Source organism: SAR86 cluster bacterium (genome assembly GCA_029268615.1).
Classification (GTDB): domain Bacteria; phylum Pseudomonadota; class Gammaproteobacteria; order Magnimaribacterales; family Magnimaribacteraceae; genus JAQWNM01.
Map to the genome: position 1 here is coordinate 290,024 of JAQWNM010000010.1, position 19,697 is coordinate 309,720.

At 34.8% G+C, this 19,697-nt stretch carries 21 protein-coding genes; 11 read left to right on the forward strand and 10 right to left on the reverse strand.

Annotated features, from left to right (window positions below; all coding sequences use genetic code 11):
- Positions 1 to 12 precede the first annotated feature (12 nt).
- The gene (locus P8J93_05940) at positions 13 to 1,422 is read left to right on the forward strand and encodes a carotenoid oxygenase family protein (GenBank protein ID MDG2061335.1); all 1,410 of its coding nucleotides are present in this window, start codon (positions 13 to 15) and stop codon (positions 1,420 to 1,422) included.
- 16 nt (positions 1,423 to 1,438) lie between these two features.
- Positions 1,439 to 2,470 (forward strand): NADP-dependent oxidoreductase, encoded by a 1,032-nt coding sequence (locus tag P8J93_05945; protein ID MDG2061336.1) that lies wholly within the window; start codon positions 1,439 to 1,441, stop codon positions 2,468 to 2,470.
- Here P8J93_05945 and P8J93_05950 read toward each other — a convergent pair.
- The 5 genes from P8J93_05950 to mpl are packed head-to-tail and all read right to left on the reverse strand — an operon-like array spanning position 2,448 to position 6,516.
- Positions 2,448 to 3,080, reverse strand: a complete 633-nt coding sequence (locus P8J93_05950) for an LON peptidase substrate-binding domain-containing protein (protein MDG2061337.1) — start codon at positions 3,078 to 3,080, stop codon at positions 2,448 to 2,450. The genes P8J93_05945 and P8J93_05950 overlap by 23 nt on opposite strands.
- A complete protein-coding gene (locus P8J93_05955) occupies positions 3,061 to 4,269 on the reverse strand; it encodes a dipeptidase (protein ID MDG2061338.1) in 1,209 nt (402 codons plus the stop codon). The genes P8J93_05950 and P8J93_05955 overlap by 20 nt, the downstream gene beginning before the upstream one ends.
- The gene (locus tag P8J93_05960; GenBank protein MDG2061339.1) at positions 4,270 to 4,545 is read right to left on the reverse strand and encodes a chorismate mutase; all 276 of its coding nucleotides are present in this window, start codon (positions 4,543 to 4,545) and stop codon (positions 4,270 to 4,272) included.
- A 24-nt stretch (positions 4,546 to 4,569) separates the two neighbouring features.
- Positions 4,570 to 5,154: an SOS response-associated peptidase gene (locus P8J93_05965; protein MDG2061340.1), complete on the reverse strand. Its 585-nt coding sequence runs from the start codon at positions 5,152 to 5,154 to the stop codon at positions 4,570 to 4,572.
- A gap of 9 nt (positions 5,155 to 5,163) precedes the next feature.
- Entirely contained in the window at positions 5,164 to 6,516 is a 1,353-nt protein-coding gene (gene mpl / locus P8J93_05970; protein ID MDG2061341.1) for a UDP-N-acetylmuramate:L-alanyl-gamma-D-glutamyl-meso-diaminopimelate ligase, read from the reverse strand.
- 64 nt (positions 6,517 to 6,580) lie between these two features.
- Between mpl and P8J93_05975 the strand changes: the two genes are divergently transcribed.
- Positions 6,581 to 7,837, forward strand: coding sequence for a 6-phosphofructokinase (locus P8J93_05975; protein MDG2061342.1), 1,257 nt, complete (start codon positions 6,581 to 6,583; stop codon positions 7,835 to 7,837).
- A 3-nt stretch (positions 7,838 to 7,840) separates the two neighbouring features.
- Here P8J93_05975 and P8J93_05980 read toward each other — a convergent pair whose 3' ends face one another.
- The 3 genes from P8J93_05980 to P8J93_05990 are packed head-to-tail and all read right to left on the reverse strand — an operon-like array spanning position 7,841 to position 9,968.
- Positions 7,841 to 9,040 carry a saccharopine dehydrogenase NADP-binding domain-containing protein gene (locus P8J93_05980; protein ID MDG2061343.1) on the reverse strand — a complete coding sequence of 400 codons (1,200 nt, stop codon included), beginning with the start codon at positions 9,038 to 9,040 and terminating at the stop codon, positions 7,841 to 7,843.
- Positions 9,037 to 9,450: a PaaI family thioesterase gene (locus tag P8J93_05985; GenBank protein MDG2061344.1), complete on the reverse strand. Its 414-nt coding sequence runs from the start codon at positions 9,448 to 9,450 to the stop codon at positions 9,037 to 9,039. The genes P8J93_05980 and P8J93_05985 overlap by 4 nt, the downstream gene beginning before the upstream one ends.
- Before the next feature lie 14 nt (positions 9,451 to 9,464).
- Positions 9,465 to 9,968, reverse strand: coding sequence for a DUF2244 domain-containing protein (locus P8J93_05990; GenBank protein ID MDG2061345.1), 504 nt, complete (start codon positions 9,966 to 9,968; stop codon positions 9,465 to 9,467).
- 80 nt (positions 9,969 to 10,048) lie between these two features.
- Between P8J93_05990 and P8J93_05995 the strand changes: the two genes are divergently transcribed.
- The gene (locus P8J93_05995; protein MDG2061346.1) at positions 10,049 to 11,233 is read left to right on the forward strand and encodes an acetylornithine/succinyldiaminopimelate transaminase; all 1,185 of its coding nucleotides are present in this window, start codon (positions 10,049 to 10,051) and stop codon (positions 11,231 to 11,233) included.
- Here P8J93_05995 and P8J93_06000 read toward each other — a convergent pair.
- Positions 11,220 to 12,269, reverse strand: coding sequence for an MBL fold metallo-hydrolase (locus tag P8J93_06000; protein MDG2061347.1), 1,050 nt, complete (start codon positions 12,267 to 12,269; stop codon positions 11,220 to 11,222). The two genes, P8J93_05995 and P8J93_06000, sit on opposite strands and share 14 nt — an antisense overlap.
- A 24-nt stretch (positions 12,270 to 12,293) precedes the next feature.
- Entirely contained in the window at positions 12,294 to 12,893 is a 600-nt protein-coding gene (locus tag P8J93_06005; protein MDG2061348.1) for a TetR family transcriptional regulator, read from the reverse strand.
- Positions 12,894 to 12,947: 54 nt separating this feature from the next.
- On the opposite strand from P8J93_06005, the gene P8J93_06010 reads away from it, so the two are divergent.
- From P8J93_06010 to P8J93_06040, 7 genes are read left to right on the forward strand one after another with little or no spacing between them, the layout of a single operon-like run.
- Positions 12,948 to 13,985, forward strand: coding sequence for a glutathione S-transferase N-terminal domain-containing protein (locus P8J93_06010; GenBank protein MDG2061349.1), 1,038 nt, complete (start codon positions 12,948 to 12,950; stop codon positions 13,983 to 13,985).
- A gap of 16 nt (positions 13,986 to 14,001) precedes the next feature.
- Entirely contained in the window at positions 14,002 to 15,069 is a 1,068-nt protein-coding gene (locus P8J93_06015) for a haloalkane dehalogenase (protein ID MDG2061350.1), read from the forward strand.
- An 11-nt stretch (positions 15,070 to 15,080) separates the two neighbouring features.
- Entirely contained in the window at positions 15,081 to 15,500 is a 420-nt protein-coding gene (locus P8J93_06020) for a DUF1330 domain-containing protein (protein MDG2061351.1), read from the forward strand.
- The gene (locus tag P8J93_06025) at positions 15,493 to 15,963 is read left to right on the forward strand and encodes a hypothetical protein (protein ID MDG2061352.1); all 471 of its coding nucleotides are present in this window, start codon (positions 15,493 to 15,495) and stop codon (positions 15,961 to 15,963) included. Before P8J93_06020 ends, P8J93_06025 begins: the two co-directional genes overlap by 8 nt.
- An 8-nt stretch (positions 15,964 to 15,971) precedes the next feature.
- Positions 15,972 to 17,078, forward strand: a complete 1,107-nt coding sequence (locus tag P8J93_06030) for a DUF2855 family protein (protein MDG2061353.1) — start codon at positions 15,972 to 15,974, stop codon at positions 17,076 to 17,078.
- A complete protein-coding gene (locus P8J93_06035; protein MDG2061354.1) occupies positions 17,071 to 18,717 on the forward strand; it encodes a sulfatase-like hydrolase/transferase in 1,647 nt (548 codons plus the stop codon). The genes P8J93_06030 and P8J93_06035 overlap by 8 nt, the downstream gene beginning before the upstream one ends.
- 15 nt (positions 18,718 to 18,732) lie before the next feature.
- Positions 18,733 to 19,659 carry a nitronate monooxygenase gene (locus P8J93_06040; protein MDG2061355.1) on the forward strand — a complete coding sequence of 309 codons (927 nt, stop codon included), beginning with the start codon at positions 18,733 to 18,735 and terminating at the stop codon, positions 19,657 to 19,659.
- The last annotated feature ends 38 nt before the right edge of the window (positions 19,660 to 19,697 follow it).

Here is a 19,697-nt window from a genome sequence, read left to right on the forward strand (position 1 = left end):
AGGAGAGAACTAATGACAGAGACTTATCCTAATCATCCAAACTTACAAGGAAATTTTGCGCCATTAAGAATGGAGTCAGATTTAAATGATCTGATAATAGAAGGAGAAATACCAAAAGATTTATTTGGTAGCTACTACAGGAATGGACCAGATCCGCAGTTTCCGCCTTTGGGCGGAGAATATCATTGGTTTGCTGGAGATGGGATGATACATGCCTTTCACTTTGAAAATGGAAAAGTCTCTTATAAAAATAGATGGGCTAAAACTTCTAAATGGAAGCAAGAAAGATTAGCAGGTAGATCTTTAATTAATTTTATGAATCCTATGGAGCCAGATCCAGATTGGAATCCAGAGGGTGAAGATGGAACTGCCAATACAAGCATAATTCATCATGCTGGGAAGCTTTTAGCCTTGGAAGAAGGTCATGCTCCATTTGAACTAGATCCTTATAGCCTTGAATCTAAAGGATCCTGCACGTATGAAGGAAAACTTAAATCACCCATGACAGCTCATCCTAAAGTGGACCCAATAACTGGTGATATGCATGGATTTAGTTATACAGTTGGTGAAATATTTAGTACAACTATGAGTTACTTTGTAGTTAACAAACAAGGGGAACTCATAAAATATGAAGAGTTTGATGCACCCTATTCTTCTATGGTCCATGATTTTATGGTGACAACTGAACATGTAATATTCCCTATTTTTCCTTTAACTATGGATCTAAACAGAGCAATCGAGGGTAAGCCTCCAATAGCTTGGGATCCTGATCTAGGAAGTCATATTGGTGTTATGCCTAGGGATGGTTCTGTTGAAGATATAAAATGGTATACGGATGAAGCTTGTTTCGTCTTTCATCCAATGAATGCTTTCACTAAAGATAATAAAATTATTGCTGATGTCATGCAATTTGAAGAACCCCCTCTATTTCCTCATGCAGATGGGACAAAAGGAGAAACCCAAAATGCAGAAGCAAGATTAAATAGATGGGAAATAGACTTGGAATCTAACTCAAGTAACATCAAGAAAACTTATAAAGATGAAGAAATGGGAGAATTCCCTAGATTTGATGAAAGGTTTGCTATGCAAGATTATAGGCATGGTTATTACGCAGCTGGCATAGGAGATCATCCTGAAGGAATAAGTCTTAATTCGATTGCACATATGGATCATGAAACAGGCAAGAAAGAAGCTTATTCTTTAACTAATTTAGATGCCGTGGGCGAACCTGTTTTTGTTCCTAAATCTAAAGACGCTTCAGAAGGAGAAGGTTATCTTATTGCAACTGCTTATAATGGAGCTGACAATACATCTGATTTGATGGTACTAGACGCTCAAAATGTTTCAGATGGACCCATAGGAAAAGCAAAATTACCTCACAGAATACCTCATGGATTTCATGGAAATTGGCGCCAGGGATAATAAATAAATAATAAAAATGACAAGATCTAATTTTAAAAATAGACAATGGGTATTAGCAAAAAGACCTGATGGAATGGTGGGAGAAGAAAACTTTTCTTGGAAGGATGAAGTAGAAATAGAAGAGATTAAAGATGGTGAATTTTTAGTCAAAAATCTTTACTTAAGTTTTGATCCTGCACAAAGAGGATGGATGGAAGATAGAAAAAGTTATGTTCCTCCTGTACAAATTGGTGAAGTAATGAGAGCTGGCTCGGTTGCTCAGGTTATTGAATCTAAGAATTCTGATTTTAAAGAAGGCGATATTGTAGAAGGAACATTTGGTTGGCAAGACTATGCTATAACTGACGGAACTGGTCTTTTAAGAGCTTCTAAAGTACCTTCAGATATTCCTATAACAACTCCTTTAAGCGTCTTTGGAATAACTGGTATGACAGCGTATTTTGGTCTATTAGAAATTGGTAAACCAATTTCAGGTGATATAGCTCTTATTTCAGGAGCTGCAGGATCTACTGGTTCTATAGCTGGACAGATTGCAAAAATAAAGGGATGTGAAGTTATAGGGATAGCTGGTGGAGCAGAAAAATGTAGATGGCTAACAGAGGAGGCAAATTTTGATTCAGCCATAGACTATAAAGAAGCAAATATGCGACAATCAATAAGAGAAGTTTGTCCAAAAGGTGTCAACGTAGTTTTTGATAATGTTGGGGGAGATTTTCTAGATGCCGCCCTAACCCAGCTGAGCTTAAATTCTAGGATTGTGTTGTGTGGAGCAATTTCTAGATATAATGAAAAAACCTTACCTCCAGGGCCTACAAATTATATGTCATTGATTTTTATGAGAGCAAAAATGGAAGGTTTTATAGTTACTGATTATGTAGAAAAATTTCCTGAAGCTATAGAAGAAATGAAAAACTGGGTGGATGAAGGAAAAATTATTTACGAAGAAGATATACAAGAAGAATTAGAAAACGCTCCAAAAACTCTTCAAAGACTTTATACAGGCATGAATAAAGGGAAACAATTACTTAAGCTTGGAGATCCTGAGTAGGACCTGAACCTCCTCCAAACTTAACTATTAGGTGGTCTAAAAATTCCAATCTCTTTTTATCTGAAGATGCTTCAAGTATCTCTTGCTTCTCTAGAGGAGACAGCGGAAGTAAACTAGACAAATTATAGATAACATTCGTTGAAGAAGTGAAATCAATTTCAATATTCATTTTTTTAATCTCAGGATGTTCAGAAATTTCTTTCAGCACTTTCCAGATATTATTAAAATATTTCTTTAATTCTGAAGAATTTTCTTCTTCAAGTTGTTCAACTTGAGCTATGTTCAAGCCATCTTCTTGAGTATAAAAGTTTAAGACTTTCACTCTAAATTTACCCTTTGCTGTTATGCCTAATAACCCATTATCTAATTTATCAAAATCAACAATCTCTACATACGTTCCTATGCTATGAAAGCTTAAGTCTTTATTTCGTTCTCCAACTTCATATTTATCTAAAACTACTACAAAACCAAAGTTATCACTCATACATAGTTTAACCATATCAATATATCGAGGCTCAAAAATTTGAAGGGGGATAAATCCTTCTGGCAAGAGATTCACATTTAGAGGAAAAAGAGGTATCTCTTTTAATTTATTTGAATTTATTGGCATACTGTTCCGTTACTGACCAGACTCGTCTAAGATTTCCTCCTAATACTTTCTTTATATCTGCTTCCGAGTAACCTCTTTCTAACATTCTTCTTATTAAATTGGGGTACATCGAAACATCCTTCAAATTTGTAGGCAAAGAGTCTCCTACTCCATCAAAATCTGACCCTAATCCCACATGATCTATACCAACCAGATTTACAACTCTATCAATATGATCTACTACATCATCTATAGAAGCAAAAGGAAGTAAACCATTTGTCATCTGAAATTTATCTTTAGCTTTAATCAATTCTTGAGGCTCTACTATAGATATATCATCTCCAAAGAGATTTTTCATATAATTCTGCGAAGCATCAGAATATGCGCGCGCCTGTTTTGTTAAAAAAGTACTTCCAAAATTTATCTGAATAACTCCACCTTTTTCTGCTAACTTTATTAACATATCATCACTTACATTTCTTTCAAACCCAGGAGTAAAGTGACGCAAAGAAGAGTGACTAGCTATTAATGGCACATTACTTAGTTCTATAGATTGATAGAATGCTTCATCGCTTACATGAGAAATATCTATCATGATTCCAACTCTATTCATTTCTGGAATCAATTGTTTTCCAAAGTCGCTCAACCCACCCCAAACACGTTCAGAGTCATAAGAGGAATCACTGATATGATTTACTCTAGAGTGTGTAAGGGTTATATAGCGAATACCTCTTTCATAAAAAAATTTAACTCTTTCTAGTTTGCCTTCTAAGGGAGCTCCATTTTCCATGCCTAAAGCTAACCCTACTTTTTGCTTCTTTATTAAACCATCTAAAGATTTAGTATCTTTTATAAATAAAAACTTACTCGGATTTAGGGTAATAATATCTTCAATTACATCTATCAATTTATTAGCCTCTTCAAAAGATGTCCTCGTGATTTGGGTCTTAGCTGGAAGGTAAATAGACATAAAAGCGACATTCAAACCACCCTTTTTAGCTTTTGGATAATCAAACTCTGTATTGGTTGTATCGGCAAGATCATGGATTTGTAAACCTTCTTGAATTAACAAGTTTAATTTATGAGGTGCATCTATATGAGTATCAATAATCAAGCTATTTGCAGCTATCTTGTTAAAACTATCTACCTGTTTTTCTTGGGAGCAAGAGCTTAAAAAAAGAATTAATATTATAGATGAAATTTTTTTCATTTAATTTTCAGATATCCTGGAAAATTCTTCGAACTCATGGTCTATAGAAAGTGATATTAATTTTCTCCAAAGAGGTTCTGAAATATCTAAAGAGAGACCACAATTCTTAGAAAATTTCTTTACTTTACTTATAACATCTTCAATTCTTTCTTCATCAATAATTTTGTTTTTATCATTTTTGATCAAGGCAGCTAACTCTATACATTTCTGCCTCCTAGCTAAGATTAAAACTAACTCTTTATCGATTAGATCTATTTCTTCTCTAACTTCTTTCATTGTTGAATACATAATTTTTAAACCTTAATCTAATTTTTTTAAACATGTTTCATCATCAAACTGAGGGTTATTTACATGATTCGAAACAGGATAGTATTGTACCCTCTCAGTCATGTTAGAAGTATATATATCCTTAAGATTTCCCTCTAACCAGTCTTTATGGCGAGCTTTTTCAATTATGACAGGAGCTCTTTCATGAATATGACTTATTTCGTTAGGAGCTAGCATAGTAAGAATTGCGCAGCCAACTTCCCCCCTAAACCCTCCAAATACTCCTGCAAAGCAAAAAATCTCATCGTCAAAATGATGAAAATATGGCACTTTCTTATCTGACTCTTTTTTCCATTCATACCATCCATCTGATGGTATCAAGCATCTCCCTGCATTCTTAAATGAAGGTTTTTCATAAACAGTTTCAGATCTGGCATTAATAAGATTAAAAGGTTTATCTGCCCAATAAGGAGTGAAACCCCACTTTATAAATCTAGGAATATCTGTGATCGTTAAAATATCTTGGCCGGGTGAGATATTAAATCTAGAGGATCTAATCTCGCACTTAAATTGCTCCTGAGCTTTGATATGATTTCTTAAAGTATAACGACCGCACATAATTCAAATCTAATTCAATCTATTAATAATACGATTACCAAGAGATGAAAAATTTCCATTAGACATAAAGACTACAATATCTCCATTCTTTAATTCAGAAACAAAGCTAGCTATAAACTCTTCATTATCTTTAATCTTTTTACATTTACTTTTATTCTCTTTAATCAGTCTATCTTCTTGATCAAAGTTTTTACTTTTCCAAAATACCAGATCAGAGTCAATTATAGAATTATTCAATTCTTCATCATGTAATCCACTCCTCATTGTGTTTGAACCCAACTCAATAAGACTTATTATTCTAGAATTAGGGTATTTAGATTTCAAACTTTTTAAAGTCTTACGTATTGCAGTCGGATGATGAGCAAAATCATCATAGATACTAATATTATTGTCTTGATAAATTAAATCTAACCTTCTATCAACACCTTTGAAGGTCGAAAGCGCTTCACAAGAATTTTTAATAGGAACCCCTAATTCTTTGCAAGCCATGACTGAAACTAAAGCATTTTGAGCATTATATTCTCCAATTAAGCTCCAATCTACTTCTTGTATTTTATCTTTAAAAGAGATCTCAAAAATGGAGAAATCTTCATTTACTGCCTTATAATTCCAATCAGATATTTTTTGGTCACCATAAGTAACTATATTGGACCAGCTTCCTTGAGAGATAACTTCTTGAATATTTTCATCATTTTCTGGGAACAGAATATGACCTTTTGATGGCATAGTTCTTATTAAATGATGAAACTGGGTTTGAATAGATCCTATGTCCTTATAGATATCTGCGTGATCAAATTCTAAATTATTTATTACCAAAATCTCAGGATTATAATGCACAAATTTAGCTCTTTTATCAAAAAAGGCAGTGTCATACTCATCTGCCTCTATGATAAAGATTTCATGACTACCTAGCCTAGAAGAAGAATCAAAGTTTTTTGGCTTTCCAGCTATCAAAAATCCTGCATCTATTCCTGTATAATCAAGAATCCATGAACACATGGAGGTAGTTGTTGTCTTTCCATGAGTTCCTGAAATAGCTAAAACTTTTCTGTCATGAAGAATATTTTTAGCCATCCATTCTGGGCCAGAAAGAAATTCTTTTTTGTTATCTAATAAAAATTCTATTAAAGGATTACCTCTGGAAAGGGCATTGCCAATAATATATAAGTCGACATCAGGTAAATCATCTAGATCATAACCTTGAACTAGATTGATTTTTTGATCTTCCAATATCTTAGACATAGGAGGATAAATATTTGCATCGCATCCACTTACTTCATAACCTCTATCTCTAGCTAAAAGAGCTAGACCTCCCATAAAAGTCCCACAAATTCCTAAAAAATGTATCTTTTCTTTATTCACTAAATCAATTATAACTAAAGATCATGATTCCCACTGAATGAAGTTTTAAGTACCATAAGATTTTATGAATAAAAAAAATGCTATATATGCTCAATCAGGCGGAGTAACTTCGGTTATAAATGCTACCGCTACTGGAGTTATTCAAGCTGTCTCTAAGTCAAAAAAGATAAATAGAATATTCGCTGCTAAGAATGGAATTCTAGGCGTTCTTAGAGAAGAAATTTATGATGTAAGTAAAGAAAACGTAAAAGAAATAGAAAAACTTCTCTTCACACCTGGTGGAGCATTTGGTTCTTGTCGATATAAACTGAAAAATTTTAAGGAACAAAAAAAAGAATATTTGAGATTAATTGAAGTTTTTAAAGCTCATAACATAGGATATTTTTTTTACAATGGAGGTGGAGATTCTCAAGATACTGCAAATAAAATATCAGAAATAACTGCCAAGCTTGACTGGCCTGTGCAATGTATAGGTATCCCTAAAACTGTTGATAATGATTTGCCTTTTACAGATAATTCACCAGGATTTGGATCTGTTGCTAAATATGTAGCCACTTCTACCCTCGAAGCTAGCTTAGATATAGCCAGTATGGCTGAAACTTCAACCAAAGTATTTATATTAGAAGTAATGGGAAGACATGCTGGTTGGATAGCTGCTTCAGCTGGTTTGGCTGCCGATAAAAAAAATGATCCTCCACACGTCATAATCTTTCCTGAGGTGCCTTTTAATAAAACGCTCTTTTTAAAAAAAGTTAAAAAAACTGTTCTTCAAGAAGGTTACTGTGTAATAGTTGCCTCGGAAGGTGCACAGTATAAAAATGGTAAGTTCTTAGCAGAAGCAGAAAAACAAGATGCCTTTGGGCATAAACAACTAGGAGGTGTTGCTCCATTCTTAGCTAATTTAATTGATACTAATTTAGGATATAAATTTCACTGGTCTGTGTCAGACTACCTTCAACGTTCAGCTAGACATATTGCTTCTAAAGTTGATCTAGATCAGGCTTATGAAGTTGGAAAATCAGCCGTTAAATATGCTGAAAAAGGAGAATCTGCAGTCATGCCTATAATTGTTAGAGGCAAAGGAAAAAAATATACTTGGAGGATTTCAAAAGCTCCTCTCAATAAGATAGCTAATATTGAAAAAAAGATGCCTAAGAAATATATAAGTAGTAAAGGTTTTGGCATAACAAAAGCCTGTAAAGATTATTTATTACCCCTTATTCAAGGGGAAGCCTATCCTCCTTATGTTAAAGGTATTCCTGACAGAGCTAAGCTAAAAAAAATATTAATCACGAAAAAACTTAAGAAGTTTAGAATATAAAAATCAAGGACTAATGGGGCCTTCAAAAATTATCTCGACGTTTTTAAGTCTCTCAATAAGAATATTGCCAAGACCGGTAGATGCCGTTAAAACTCCTCCATAGCCTTCTCCACCTGGCAATCTATCAAGATCTTTTGTCAATGAAATCGCACTCTCGCAAACAAATTTTGAAGTTACCCTATATCCTGGATCGCCATTCCCAAACATTCTATAAATCTTTTTTTCTCCATCTTCTGCTTCAACTAATAACAAACACTCAAAAAAACCATTCTGCATAACTTCTTCACTTGGTCCTTCACCAGGTTTAGGTAACAAAGGTCTTATTAACTTTCTTAAAGGTGTAAATAAGATAATACCTCCCAAAATGGTTGTGATAGAAACTATCATAGCGCTTAAAAAAGACTTATAGGAAGCCTTTTCTGTGTATATAAAATCTTCTCCATAAGGCATTTGTCTTTGTGCAAATAATGCAGCGCTTCTTCTAACTACTCGGGTGTTAGCTATTGCCATAATAAAAGGTCCTGACCAAGATTTTATATCTTTGTCTTTAGAAACCCCTACTCTGTCAGAAGTTGATGAGATTTGTATATCACTTGTTGATTTTGCAGGATTTAATAAAAATAGGTCCTGCATCTCCTTGCCTAATTTAAGATCTCCCATACTAAACATTGTTTCTGTCGTACCTCCAGAAACTCCACCTTGGCCAGTATGAAAAGAAACTACCTTTTTAATAGGCTTGTTCATCTCCTTAATTGCAAAATACGTTCCTAAATCTGAAGGTAAAGAATCATATCCACAACTTGGAACTATTCTTATCCCCTCAGCTGCTGCTTGCTCATGATGCTTGTCTATAAGTCCTTTGACCCAAAAATTTTCACCTGTGATATCCGTATAATGAGTTTTATTATTCACACAAGACGCAACTAATTTTGAGCTATATCTATGAAAAGGACCTGCAGTTGACAGAATAACTTTAGTCCTTTTTGTAATTTTATCTAATGCAACTTCATCATCAGAATCAGCTAAGAGTATTTCTAGATTTGAACCAAACTCTTTATTGATATTCTCTAACTTCTCGAAATTCCTACCTGCTATAGCCCATTTAAAGTCTTTTTCATTATAATTTTCTAAAAAATACTTCACACATAATTTTCCTGTAAATCCTGTAGCTCCATAAATAACTATGTCTAATTCTTTATTCATTTTTTATCCATTTTTTTAATTACACCACCAAAATTCATTATAATTTTTGTTCCTACCTTAATCTTACCTTCAGAAAAACCTAATGATGTGCCTAATTTTGTTCTGATAGCTTTGACTTCCAGTAGCTCACCAACCTTTGCCGGCGCTATAAATTCAGAATGAAAACTAATAGTAGCCACAGGATTCCTTGGTCCTTCCATAATAGTAGTTGCCAGAGTATAGTCTGCTATCGCCATTAACATGCCTCCATGAGCAGAACCTGCTTGATTACAATTCTCTGGCTTCACATAAAAAGCAAAAACTAGCTGACCATCCTCTTCCCTCTTATAATAACCCGGCCCTAAAGTTTCTATATGTGGTTGAGCGATCTCTAACTTCTTATAACCTTTTGGAACTATTTCATTACTCATGTCTTAAAATTATATTAATCTTTAATTAACTCTTTTCCTCTTAAACTAAGAATAATTTCTTCCATCTTATCTATCAACTCTAATTTTTCTTCTTCATTAAGAAAATCTCCTATTGGAACTCTTTCACCCTTTGAGGCGATCACTAAATGCAATGGATACCAAGGATGAATAGTTTTCTCTATTTCTACTTGGGTCCATAAACGAATATATTCTATTACTTCTCTAGAGTTATAACTGCCCCTTTCTACAACTAACTTTTCAGGAGTTAAAGTCAGAATTTCATTTTTTTTAGATTTATTCGCCACTAGATATACACAAATTACTACCAACAAAACTTCTAATCCAGCAAAAGGTAAAATAAGAGTAGCTCCTGCAAAAGCAAAAAGGGTAGCTATAAGAAAACAGGTAACAAAGATTACCAAGAGAAAAATTAGATTATTTTTCCAAGTCATAGAGCGATTAGGTTGCAAAAGAATCCTATAAATATTTTTTTTTGCGTCTATTTTTAGATTAATCATAAATAATTGTTACATAGAATCAATAAAGAATATTAAACTTATACATATTAAATATGGTATATAAATTTAAAAACTGAGTTATGTCAGAATATAAACACGGCATGTTCCCAAATTACACTCCTGCAGATTTTATTCCTTTAAGAGGATTGGGATCAAGGGTGTGGGATAAAAATGGTAAAGAATACATAGATCTTGGAGGAGGAATTGCTGTCAATTCCCTTGGTCATGCTCATCCTGAATTAGTTAATGCTATAAATGAACAGTCCTCTTTAATATGGCATACAAGTAATTACCTAGTTAATAATCCAACTATTGACCTTGCCAATACTTTAGTTGAATTAACTTTTGCAGACAGTCTATTTTTTTCTAATTCTGGATCAGAGGCCAATGAAGTGGCAATTAAATTAGCAAGAAAGTATCACCATTCAAATGGTGAGAATAGAAATAAAATTATCTCCTTTTCAAATTCTTTTCATGGAAGAAGTCTTTTAAATATAGCCTTGGGCAGTTCAGAAAAACATAGAGAAGGTTTTGGCCCTATACCAGAAGGAGTCATACACTTGGAATTTAATAATTTGGAAGAAATAAAGAATGCAATTGATAAAGAAACTGCGGCAGTAATTATAGAGCCCATTCAAGGAGAAGCTGGAATAAGAATTGCAAATCAAGAATTCTTAAACACCTTAAAAGAACTTTGTAGCCAAAATGGAGCTCTTTTAATTTTTGATGAAGTCCAAAGTGGCATAGGAAGAACAGGATATCTATTCGCTTATCTTAAATATGGAATAGAACCTGATATCCTTACATCTGCTAAAGGCTTAGGAGGAGGTTTTCCAATAGGCGCTACTTTAACAAAAAAACATATTGCAAATTGTCTTCAGCCAGGATCACATGGCAGCACTTTTGGGGGCAACCCTATTGCGTGTGCAGTAGCTCTTAGAGTTGTTAATATAGTGAAACAACCCTACCTCTTAGATAGCGTATTAGAAAAAGAAGAAATATTGCTTCAGGGATTAAAAAAAATATCTGATAAATACAAATGTTTTAATGAAATAAGGTCAGCAGGCCTTTGGATAGGTTGCGATCTAACTAAAATTAATTCTGCTAATGACGCTTTAGACTCTTGTTATCAGGAAGGTGTCATAGCTGTCACTGCCGGTAATTCCACTCTAAGATTAGCTCCCGCACTAAATATCCCGCCTTCAGATATAGATGAAGGTTTGAATAGGCTTGACAAAGCACTTTCTAAAATTAGTCAATACTAGTTACATCAATCTCATCACTGTCAACAGGGAGAACTATCATTGTCCCGTCTTTGGAAAGCGTCCAATCATCTCGAATATCATCAACTCCTCTAAGAAAGATTCTTTCCATCATTTCATTTCTAGGTGCAGGAGTTAGATGATAAAAAACTAGATGTTTTGCATTAGCTTTGCTGGCTATCTCAGCAGCCTCCAATGGGGTTGTGTGATAAGTCATAATATCTTCCATTATTTTTGCTCTCATTGTTGCTCCTTGCTTTATAGCAAAAGACTGAATCATCCCTACTAAATAATTAGACTGTGCTTCATGCAAAAGAACATCAACATCTTTTGAATATTTAACGACGTTCTCACTATAAGAAGTATCTCCGCTTACCACCAAAGATCGGCCCTTATAATCAAAACGATATCCTAGAGCTGGCTTAACCGGATCATGGAGTACTTTAAAGGCAGTAATCTTCAAACCTTCTTTATTAACAATAACTGGGTTATTCAAATCTATAGTTTTAGGGTCAAAGCCAACAATATCTAAAGGGGCTATTTCCTCTCCATGATGGGAATTTCTATAAAAATAATCAGGTCCATAAGCTGACTCAAACCCTTGAGTAACAAGCTCTACGCCTTCTGGTCCATAAACTGTCAACTTATCAGTTCTTTTCTGAGCTATCCATGTCGCTAAGTGGATATCTGCTAAATCAGAGATATGGTCAGAATGTAAATGAGTAAAAAGGACTGATTCTATTTTATTAAAAGGTACATTCCATTTCCTTAGGTTAACAGCACTGCCATTTCCTGTATCTACAAGGTAGATACTTTCTCCGGCCCTAACCATAATGCAAGCCTCAGCCCTTCCTTCACTTGGTATCGGAGATCGAGATCCACAAACAACTGCTGTGAGTGCATCCTCTTCCGGTAAACTACTAGTTTGCACAGAGTTACTAACCGCCGTTATAACGACCCTATCTTCTACTGCTGGAATTCTTGAAATAATAAAACCAACAATGATAACTAGGCCTAAAGTAATAAGTATTTTTTTCATAAACATATTGTCTTATCTTAAATATTATGGCGTCTTTACATCTAATAATTTTTTCACTTGAAATCTTATAACTTCGATAGCCTTTTTTTTACTCATGCCCTGCAACTCCCTTAGTCTTTCCCAAGATTCAAACGAAAGAAGTAATTCAATTAATTGTTGAGATTCTTCATCTTGTTTTAATAATTCTTGTAGATAATATTGTAGATGTTTTTTTAAATCTATTTGAGATTGCTTATAATTTGTCTCTAGTACTTTATAACGCCACATCATAGCTTTAGTAGCCTTGATCATAAAGTTCATATCCTCATACACCTTTGAGTGCATTTTAATTAAAAGAGAAAGTCGCTTGTCTAGTTCTAAACCCTCATCAAAATCTAAAAAGTACCTTCTGTGTTTAACAACTTCTTTTTGATGAATTGTCTCAAATAAACTTTCCATATCTTTAAATCGTCTAAACACAGTTCGAATTGCTACCTGAGCACGATCTGCCACTTGTTGAGCAGTAGGTATAAGGATCCCTTCTTGGATTAAAGACAACATTGCATCACCGATTACTTGATGCGACTGCTGACTTCTTAGTAACCGACCATCTGTATTTTCTTCTTGATTATCTTGGAATGTCATAAGTAACACTTTGTCATATTGACATAATATATGTCAATAGTTTAGTATAAAATTATGACTCTTCCAAGACCTTTAAAACTAATAGGTGCTCCTCCATCTCCCTACACCCGAAAAATGGTAGCTCTATTACGTTACCGTCATATTCCTCATACTATTATTTGGGGCGATCCCAATAATATATTGGATCAAATGAATATAGAAAAGCCTTCACCAGGCTTATTGCCTACTTTCTTGCTTCCAGACGAAGCTGGCAATATAAATGCAGTTACAGACTCCACACCCATCATAAGACGACTAGAAAATGAAGTGGCAGGAAGAAGTGTTATACCTAATGATCCTGCAGTAAAATTTATTAACTTCTTGCTAGAAGATTTTGGTGATGAGTGGGTTACTAAATACATGTTTCATTATCGATGGCATCTCAAAGAAGATGCCGAAAATGCAGCTAAACTTCTACCACTTAACAATAACGTCACTTTAACTGAAGAAATTTGGAAAAAATTTAAAGATTATATTGGACCAAGACAAATTAATCGATTATGGGTCGTGGGCTCTAATGAAACTACTGCGCCAATTATTGAATCTAGTTATAAACGCTTTCTAAGTATAATGGAAAAGCACTTTGCATCATTTCCCTTCCTATTAGGATATAGGCCTAGTTCTTCAGATTTTGCGATTTATGGGCAATTAACTCAATTAATAGGTTTTGATCCAACTTCAAGAAAAATAGCACATGAAATTTCTCCAAGAACTATTGCTTGGGTAAATACCATGGAAGACCAAAGTGGACTAGATCCAAAAGAAAATGATTGGCTTGAAATAGGGTCTCTACCTGATAGTCTTCAAGCATTACTTTCAGAAATAGGACGAGTTTATGTGCCAGCCTTATTGGAAAATGCAAAAGCTTTAAAAAATAAAAATAAAACGTGGGAAGCAAAAATCGACAATTGCCTATGGCATCAACAAACTTTTAATTACCAAGGTAAATGCCTGAGATGGATTATTGAGGAGTACCAATCTCTTAATCCAAGTGATCAAGAAAAAATCTCTAGTATCTTTGAAGGTACTGATTGCGAATTACTCCTGCAATAATTATAAACATCTAAAAATGAAAATACTTAGAACCCCTGATGACAGATTTAAGAATCTTGTAGATTACCCGTTTGAACCTCACTATACCAACATAAAAACCAAAGATGGATCTGATTTAAGGATTCATCATATTGATGAAGGGCCTAAAGATGGCCCTATCCTTTTAGCCATGCATGGCCAGCCAGTATGGAGTTACTTGTATTCAAAAATGATTCCTTTTTTAACACAAGCTGGAATAAGAGTTATTGCGCCTGATCTTCCCGGATATGGAAAATCTGACAAGCCAGCTTCTAGGGATGATTATAGCTATCAAAACCAAGTGGATTGGATGGTTGATTGGCTTGTTGCTAATAATTTCCAAGACTTAACTTTCTTTGGCCAAGATTGGGGCGGCCTAATAGGTCTCCGAATGGTAGCTAGAGAACCTGAAAGATTTACAAAAGTTTCAATGGGCAATACTGGGCTGCCTTATAACCCAGAAGCACCAGAAGAAGTTATTGAAGAAATAAGGGCCTTCAGAGAAAGTAACTTAAAATTGACTCCTTTTTCTATGGCAAAACAAGTCAGAGAAATGGACAGCGGGAAGACACATCCTGGATTGAAATTCATGTATTGGCAAAAATTCTGTTGGGATACAGTAGACTTGCCAACTGGTTTTATGATGTCACAGCAAATGGGTAAAAATTCAATTATTTCGACCATTTTAAATTATATTTTCGTTATGCTGAGCATTAGCGGTTCATCGCCTTTTAAATCTGATTTAGCTAAAGCTTACGATGCCCCATTCCCTGACCCAAGTTACAAAATGGGTCCGAGAGCTATGCCTAGCCATGTGCCTATTATTCCTGATCAATCCTTAGAAGAGCAAAAAAAGGCGAGAGATTTTTTTGGTACATGGCAAAAACCTTTCTTGAGTGTGTTTGCAGGAGACGATCCTGTTACAAACGGTATAGAACAGGATGTTTTAGAAATGTGCCCTAACGCTAAAAGTGCACCTCATATTGGAGGAGGACATTTTTACCAATGGACTCGACCTAAAGAATTATCTGAAATTCTCATAAATTTTATAAATCAAGTTAATTAGGAAATAACATTATGATAGTAAAAAACGCAGTGATGCCTAATGAAAAACAAATGAAGGATTTTCTTGAAGAAGGTCATGATGAGCCTATTTTTATGATCAATCTTTTAAAATTTAAAGAAAAAGCTTCATATCCAGATAAAAGGGAGACTAATCTTACTGGTGCGGAAGCCTACGCAATTTATGGAAGAGAAGTGGTTGAGCATCTACAAAAAGTAGGAGGTAAAGGCATTTATGGAGGAAGAGTAACAAGACTTATGTTAGGAGAAGTTGAAGATCTATGGGATTCAGTGGCAATAGCTATGTACCCTAGCAGAAAAGCTATGTTGGAAATGATTTCCAATCCTGACTACATAAAAAGTGCTCAACATAGAATTGCGGGACTCGAAGGTCAACTGAATATTGAAACAAATAGTGAAGATATTTATGCTTAATACAATCCTCCCATTAGAAGCTAACAATAACTATCAAGGTGCCAAGATTGCGATGTGGTTCTTTATTGTTTTTGTATGCCTAATGACTTGGCGCTCTATCATTCATATGTTATTTGAAGAATATGGCATGCATGGCATAGCTAATTTGAAGGTGTTAACCGGCGATCCAGATCCTATGCCACTTATATATATGTTTTTTTCTATTTGGGGATTGGCGCAGCTTATATTCTGTGCGGTTTGCTGGATTGTGATCTTTCGTTACAGATCATTAATACCTTTAATGTATTTATTTTGGATTCTCGAATGGGGAACCAGGACTTTTCTATACCCCATAATGACAGGAGATCTGATTGCTGCAGGAGAATACTCTAATGGACCAACTCCCGGTCATGTTTTAGCTCCTTATGTAACGATTATCTTACTGGCAATGTTTTTTCTTTCTACACGACAAAAGAATAACTAAAAAATAATATGAACGAATTACAAACACTTAAAACTGACCTGAACAAAACCCGAATTGTTTCAAAAAAACAGGGCGATCATATCGGAGAAAACGAAGTTCTTGTCAGAATAGAAAAATTTTCTTTCACGGCAAATAATGTTACTTATGGTGTTGCGGGTGACGCCATTGGTTACTGGAAATTTTTTCCTCCCTCAGAGGATTCTAATAATGAATGGGGATGTATTCCTGTCTGGGGTTTTGCTGAAGTAGTTATGTCTAACAATGAAGAGATTGAACAAGGGGAAAGAGTTTTTGGTTATTTTCCACCGGCAAACTTTTTAATTGTTAAACCTATAAAAGTCTCTCCTCAGTCTTTCATTGATGGTAAAGAACATAGACAAGAACTACCTCCCGTTTATAACAATTATGTAAGACTCAATTCTGAAGAAAATTATGATGCGTCTATGGACAATATTAGAGCCTTGCTCTTCCCTCTACATATAACCGCCTTTTGTTTATGTGATGCGTTAGAAGTTCAATCTTATGAAGGCGCATCTCAAATCATAATCGTAAGTGCTTCAAGTAAGACAGCTATAGGACTAACTCAAGGATTAGCAGAAACAGACGATTCACCAAAGATAGTGGGTTTGACTTCAAAGAATAATATCAAATTTGTAGAGAGTTTAGACTGCTATGACGAAGTTATATCTTATGATGATTTAGGCCGTATAAGTAAAGATTTATCTGTTATGGTCGACATGTCAGGTAATCAATCAGTTCTCTCTTCAGTTCAAGGCTCTTTGGGAGATAAAATGCTCAAATGCCTTACAGTAGGAATGACCCATTGGGATAAAGGAGGGTCTGTAGACGAGGCACTAGCTCAAGCAGAGTTGCAAGAAAGAACTGAATTCTTTTTTGCCCCAGCTCATATTCAAAAACGCATTGGAGACTGGGGTCATGATGGCTATGCCGAAAAAACAAACTTATTCATGAGTGCCAGAGCGTTGCAAAGTAAAGATTGGATGCAGGTCAAAGAAATCTCTAGTTTAGAAAATTTTACCAGCACTTATGAAGAAGTGGTTGCAGGGAATATCAACCCAAATGAAGGGATTATCGTGCAGCTAACAGATGATTAAAAAGCTAGCCTATTTTTTACCGATACTTGTAATTTCAGGATTTTTAATCTGGGAATATAAAGTAAATATTCTTATTTGGTCTATACCAAAGATAGCCAGTTTCACAATGCCTGTACAAGAAAACATTCCAACCTCTTGGCCCAAAGGTCCTAAGGTTGCCAGTCAAGATGATAGACCAAACATAATCTTAATTTTGGCTGATGACATGGGTTACAACGATATATCCATGCATAACGGCGGAGCGGCTGATGGATCTCTTCAAACTCCTCATATTGATTCATTAGCAAGCAGCGGCATTTTGTTTTCTAGAGGTTATGCAGCAAATGCAACTTGTGCTCCATCTAGAGCTTCAATAATGACGGGAAAATATCCAACAAGCTTTGGATATGAATTCACTCCTGTTCCTGCTACAGGAAGATTAATCATGAATTGGCTTGCAGAAGAGAATGACTCAGAGCTTAAAGCAAGGATTGATAGAGAAGTAGCAACAAAAATTCCTCCTTATATGGAACAAGGAATGCCCACCGAACAGATCACTATTGCTGAGGTTTTGCGAGATGCAGGATATTACACGGCACACATAGGAAAATGGCATCTTGGTAATGCCTATGGCATGGATCCTCTCAGTCAAGGCTTTCAAGACTCTTTGTCTATGGTGGGACCGCTGTATTTACCTGAAGATCATCCAGATATCGTGAATGCCAAGTTTGATACAAGAATTGATAAAATGATCTGGGGTATTGGTCAATATTCGGCGAGGTTTAATGGAGGCGATTTATTCGCACCAGATAAATATCTGACTGATTACTATACTGACGAAGCATTAAAAGTAATTGAAAATAATAAAAATAGACCTTTTTTCTTATATTTGAGCCATTGGGCAATTCACAATCCGCTTCAGGCATTGCGAAGTGATGTTCAACAAATGAGTCATATGTCTGGCCACAATCTTCGGGTTTACTCAGGAATGATAGCTGCACTTGATAGAAGTGTTGGAAAGGTTGTTGAGAAGTTAAAAGATTTAGATATATATGGCAAAACTCTCATCATATTTACTAGTGATAATGGTGGAGCTAATTACATAGAATTAGAAGATATCAATAAACCTTACAGAGGTTGGAAAATAAGTTTTTTTGAAGGAGGAATAAGGGTTCCTTTTATCATTAGTTGGCCTAATGAAATTAGTCCAGGACAAAAATCCGATAGTGCTATTCATCATTTTGATATTTTTTCTACTATTGCTTCAGCTGCAAGAACTGAATCCTCTAATAAAAATGAATTAAATGGAGTGAATTTATTGCCGTATATAAAAAATGAAAATTCTTCACGGCCGCATAAAACTCTTTTTTGGAGATCATGGAATCATCAGTCTGTCTTGCACGAAGAATGGAAATACATAATTAGTAAAAAAGAAAATATGCGCTGGTTATTTGATACTTCAGTGGACCCCTTAGAAAAAAATAATCTCATTGAAAGTCATGCTGAAGAAGCAAATTTAATTGAAGAGCTCTTAGTAAAATTTAATTCAGAACAAAAAGAACCTTTATTTCCGTCTGCCTATGAGGTTCCAACCATGATAGATAAATATGATGGACAGAAGTATGAGGAAGGTGATGAATATATTTACTGGTCTAACTAAATCTAAGGAGAAGAAATGAATAGAGTCACTAAAATATTAGGATGTAAATACCCAATTATTCAAGCCCCTATGGGATGGATAGCAAGAAGTCAACTTGCGTCAGCTGTATCTAATGCTGGAGGTTTTGGAATAATAGAAACTTCCTCTGGTGAAGTTGAAAACTGCAAAAATGAAATTAAAGCTATGTCTCAAATGACAGATAAACCTTTTGGCGTAAATCTTCCACTATTATTTCTACAAGACGAAAGTATGATTGATCTTGTTGTAGAAGAAAAAATAAAGTTTGTTACTACTTCAGCTGGCGATCCTTCAAAATACATTCATATCTTAAAAGAAGCTGGAATTACAGTTTTTCATGCAGTACCAAGTCTTGCTGGAGCAATGAAAGCTGCTAATGCCGGAGTGGATGGCCTTGTAGTAGAAGGAACAGAAGGAGGAGGCTTTAAGAGCCCTGAAGAAGTGGGTCTAAGTGTTCTATTGCAATCAATTAGAAGACAAACTGATCTTCCTATGATTGCTGCCGGAGGAATAGTGAATGGCATAGGTATGGCTGCCGCTTTTGCTGCAGGAGCTGAAGGAATCCAAATGGGAACAAGATTTGTCTCTTCTAAAGAAAGTCCTGTTCATGATAATTTCAAAAACTACATACTCAAATCCAATGAACAAGGCACTTGGATCCTTAATAAGAAGTCAAAACCGTGTATCAGAGCTTTAAAAACAGATTTTACTAAAGATATTTATGAAGAGGGTATTATGGAAATGTCGGCAATGTCGAAAATAAAAGACTTGTATTTTGGAGGTGACATGAATGCGGCTCCTGCTCTTGCAGGACAATCTGTAGGGCTTATTGATCAAGTAAAACTTGTTAAAGATATCATTAATGAGACTATTAATGAATTTAATGAAATTTGTAAAAGAATGTCATCACAGATTTTAAACTAAATATAATTATCCAACTTATTGGCAGATTCCTGCCAAAA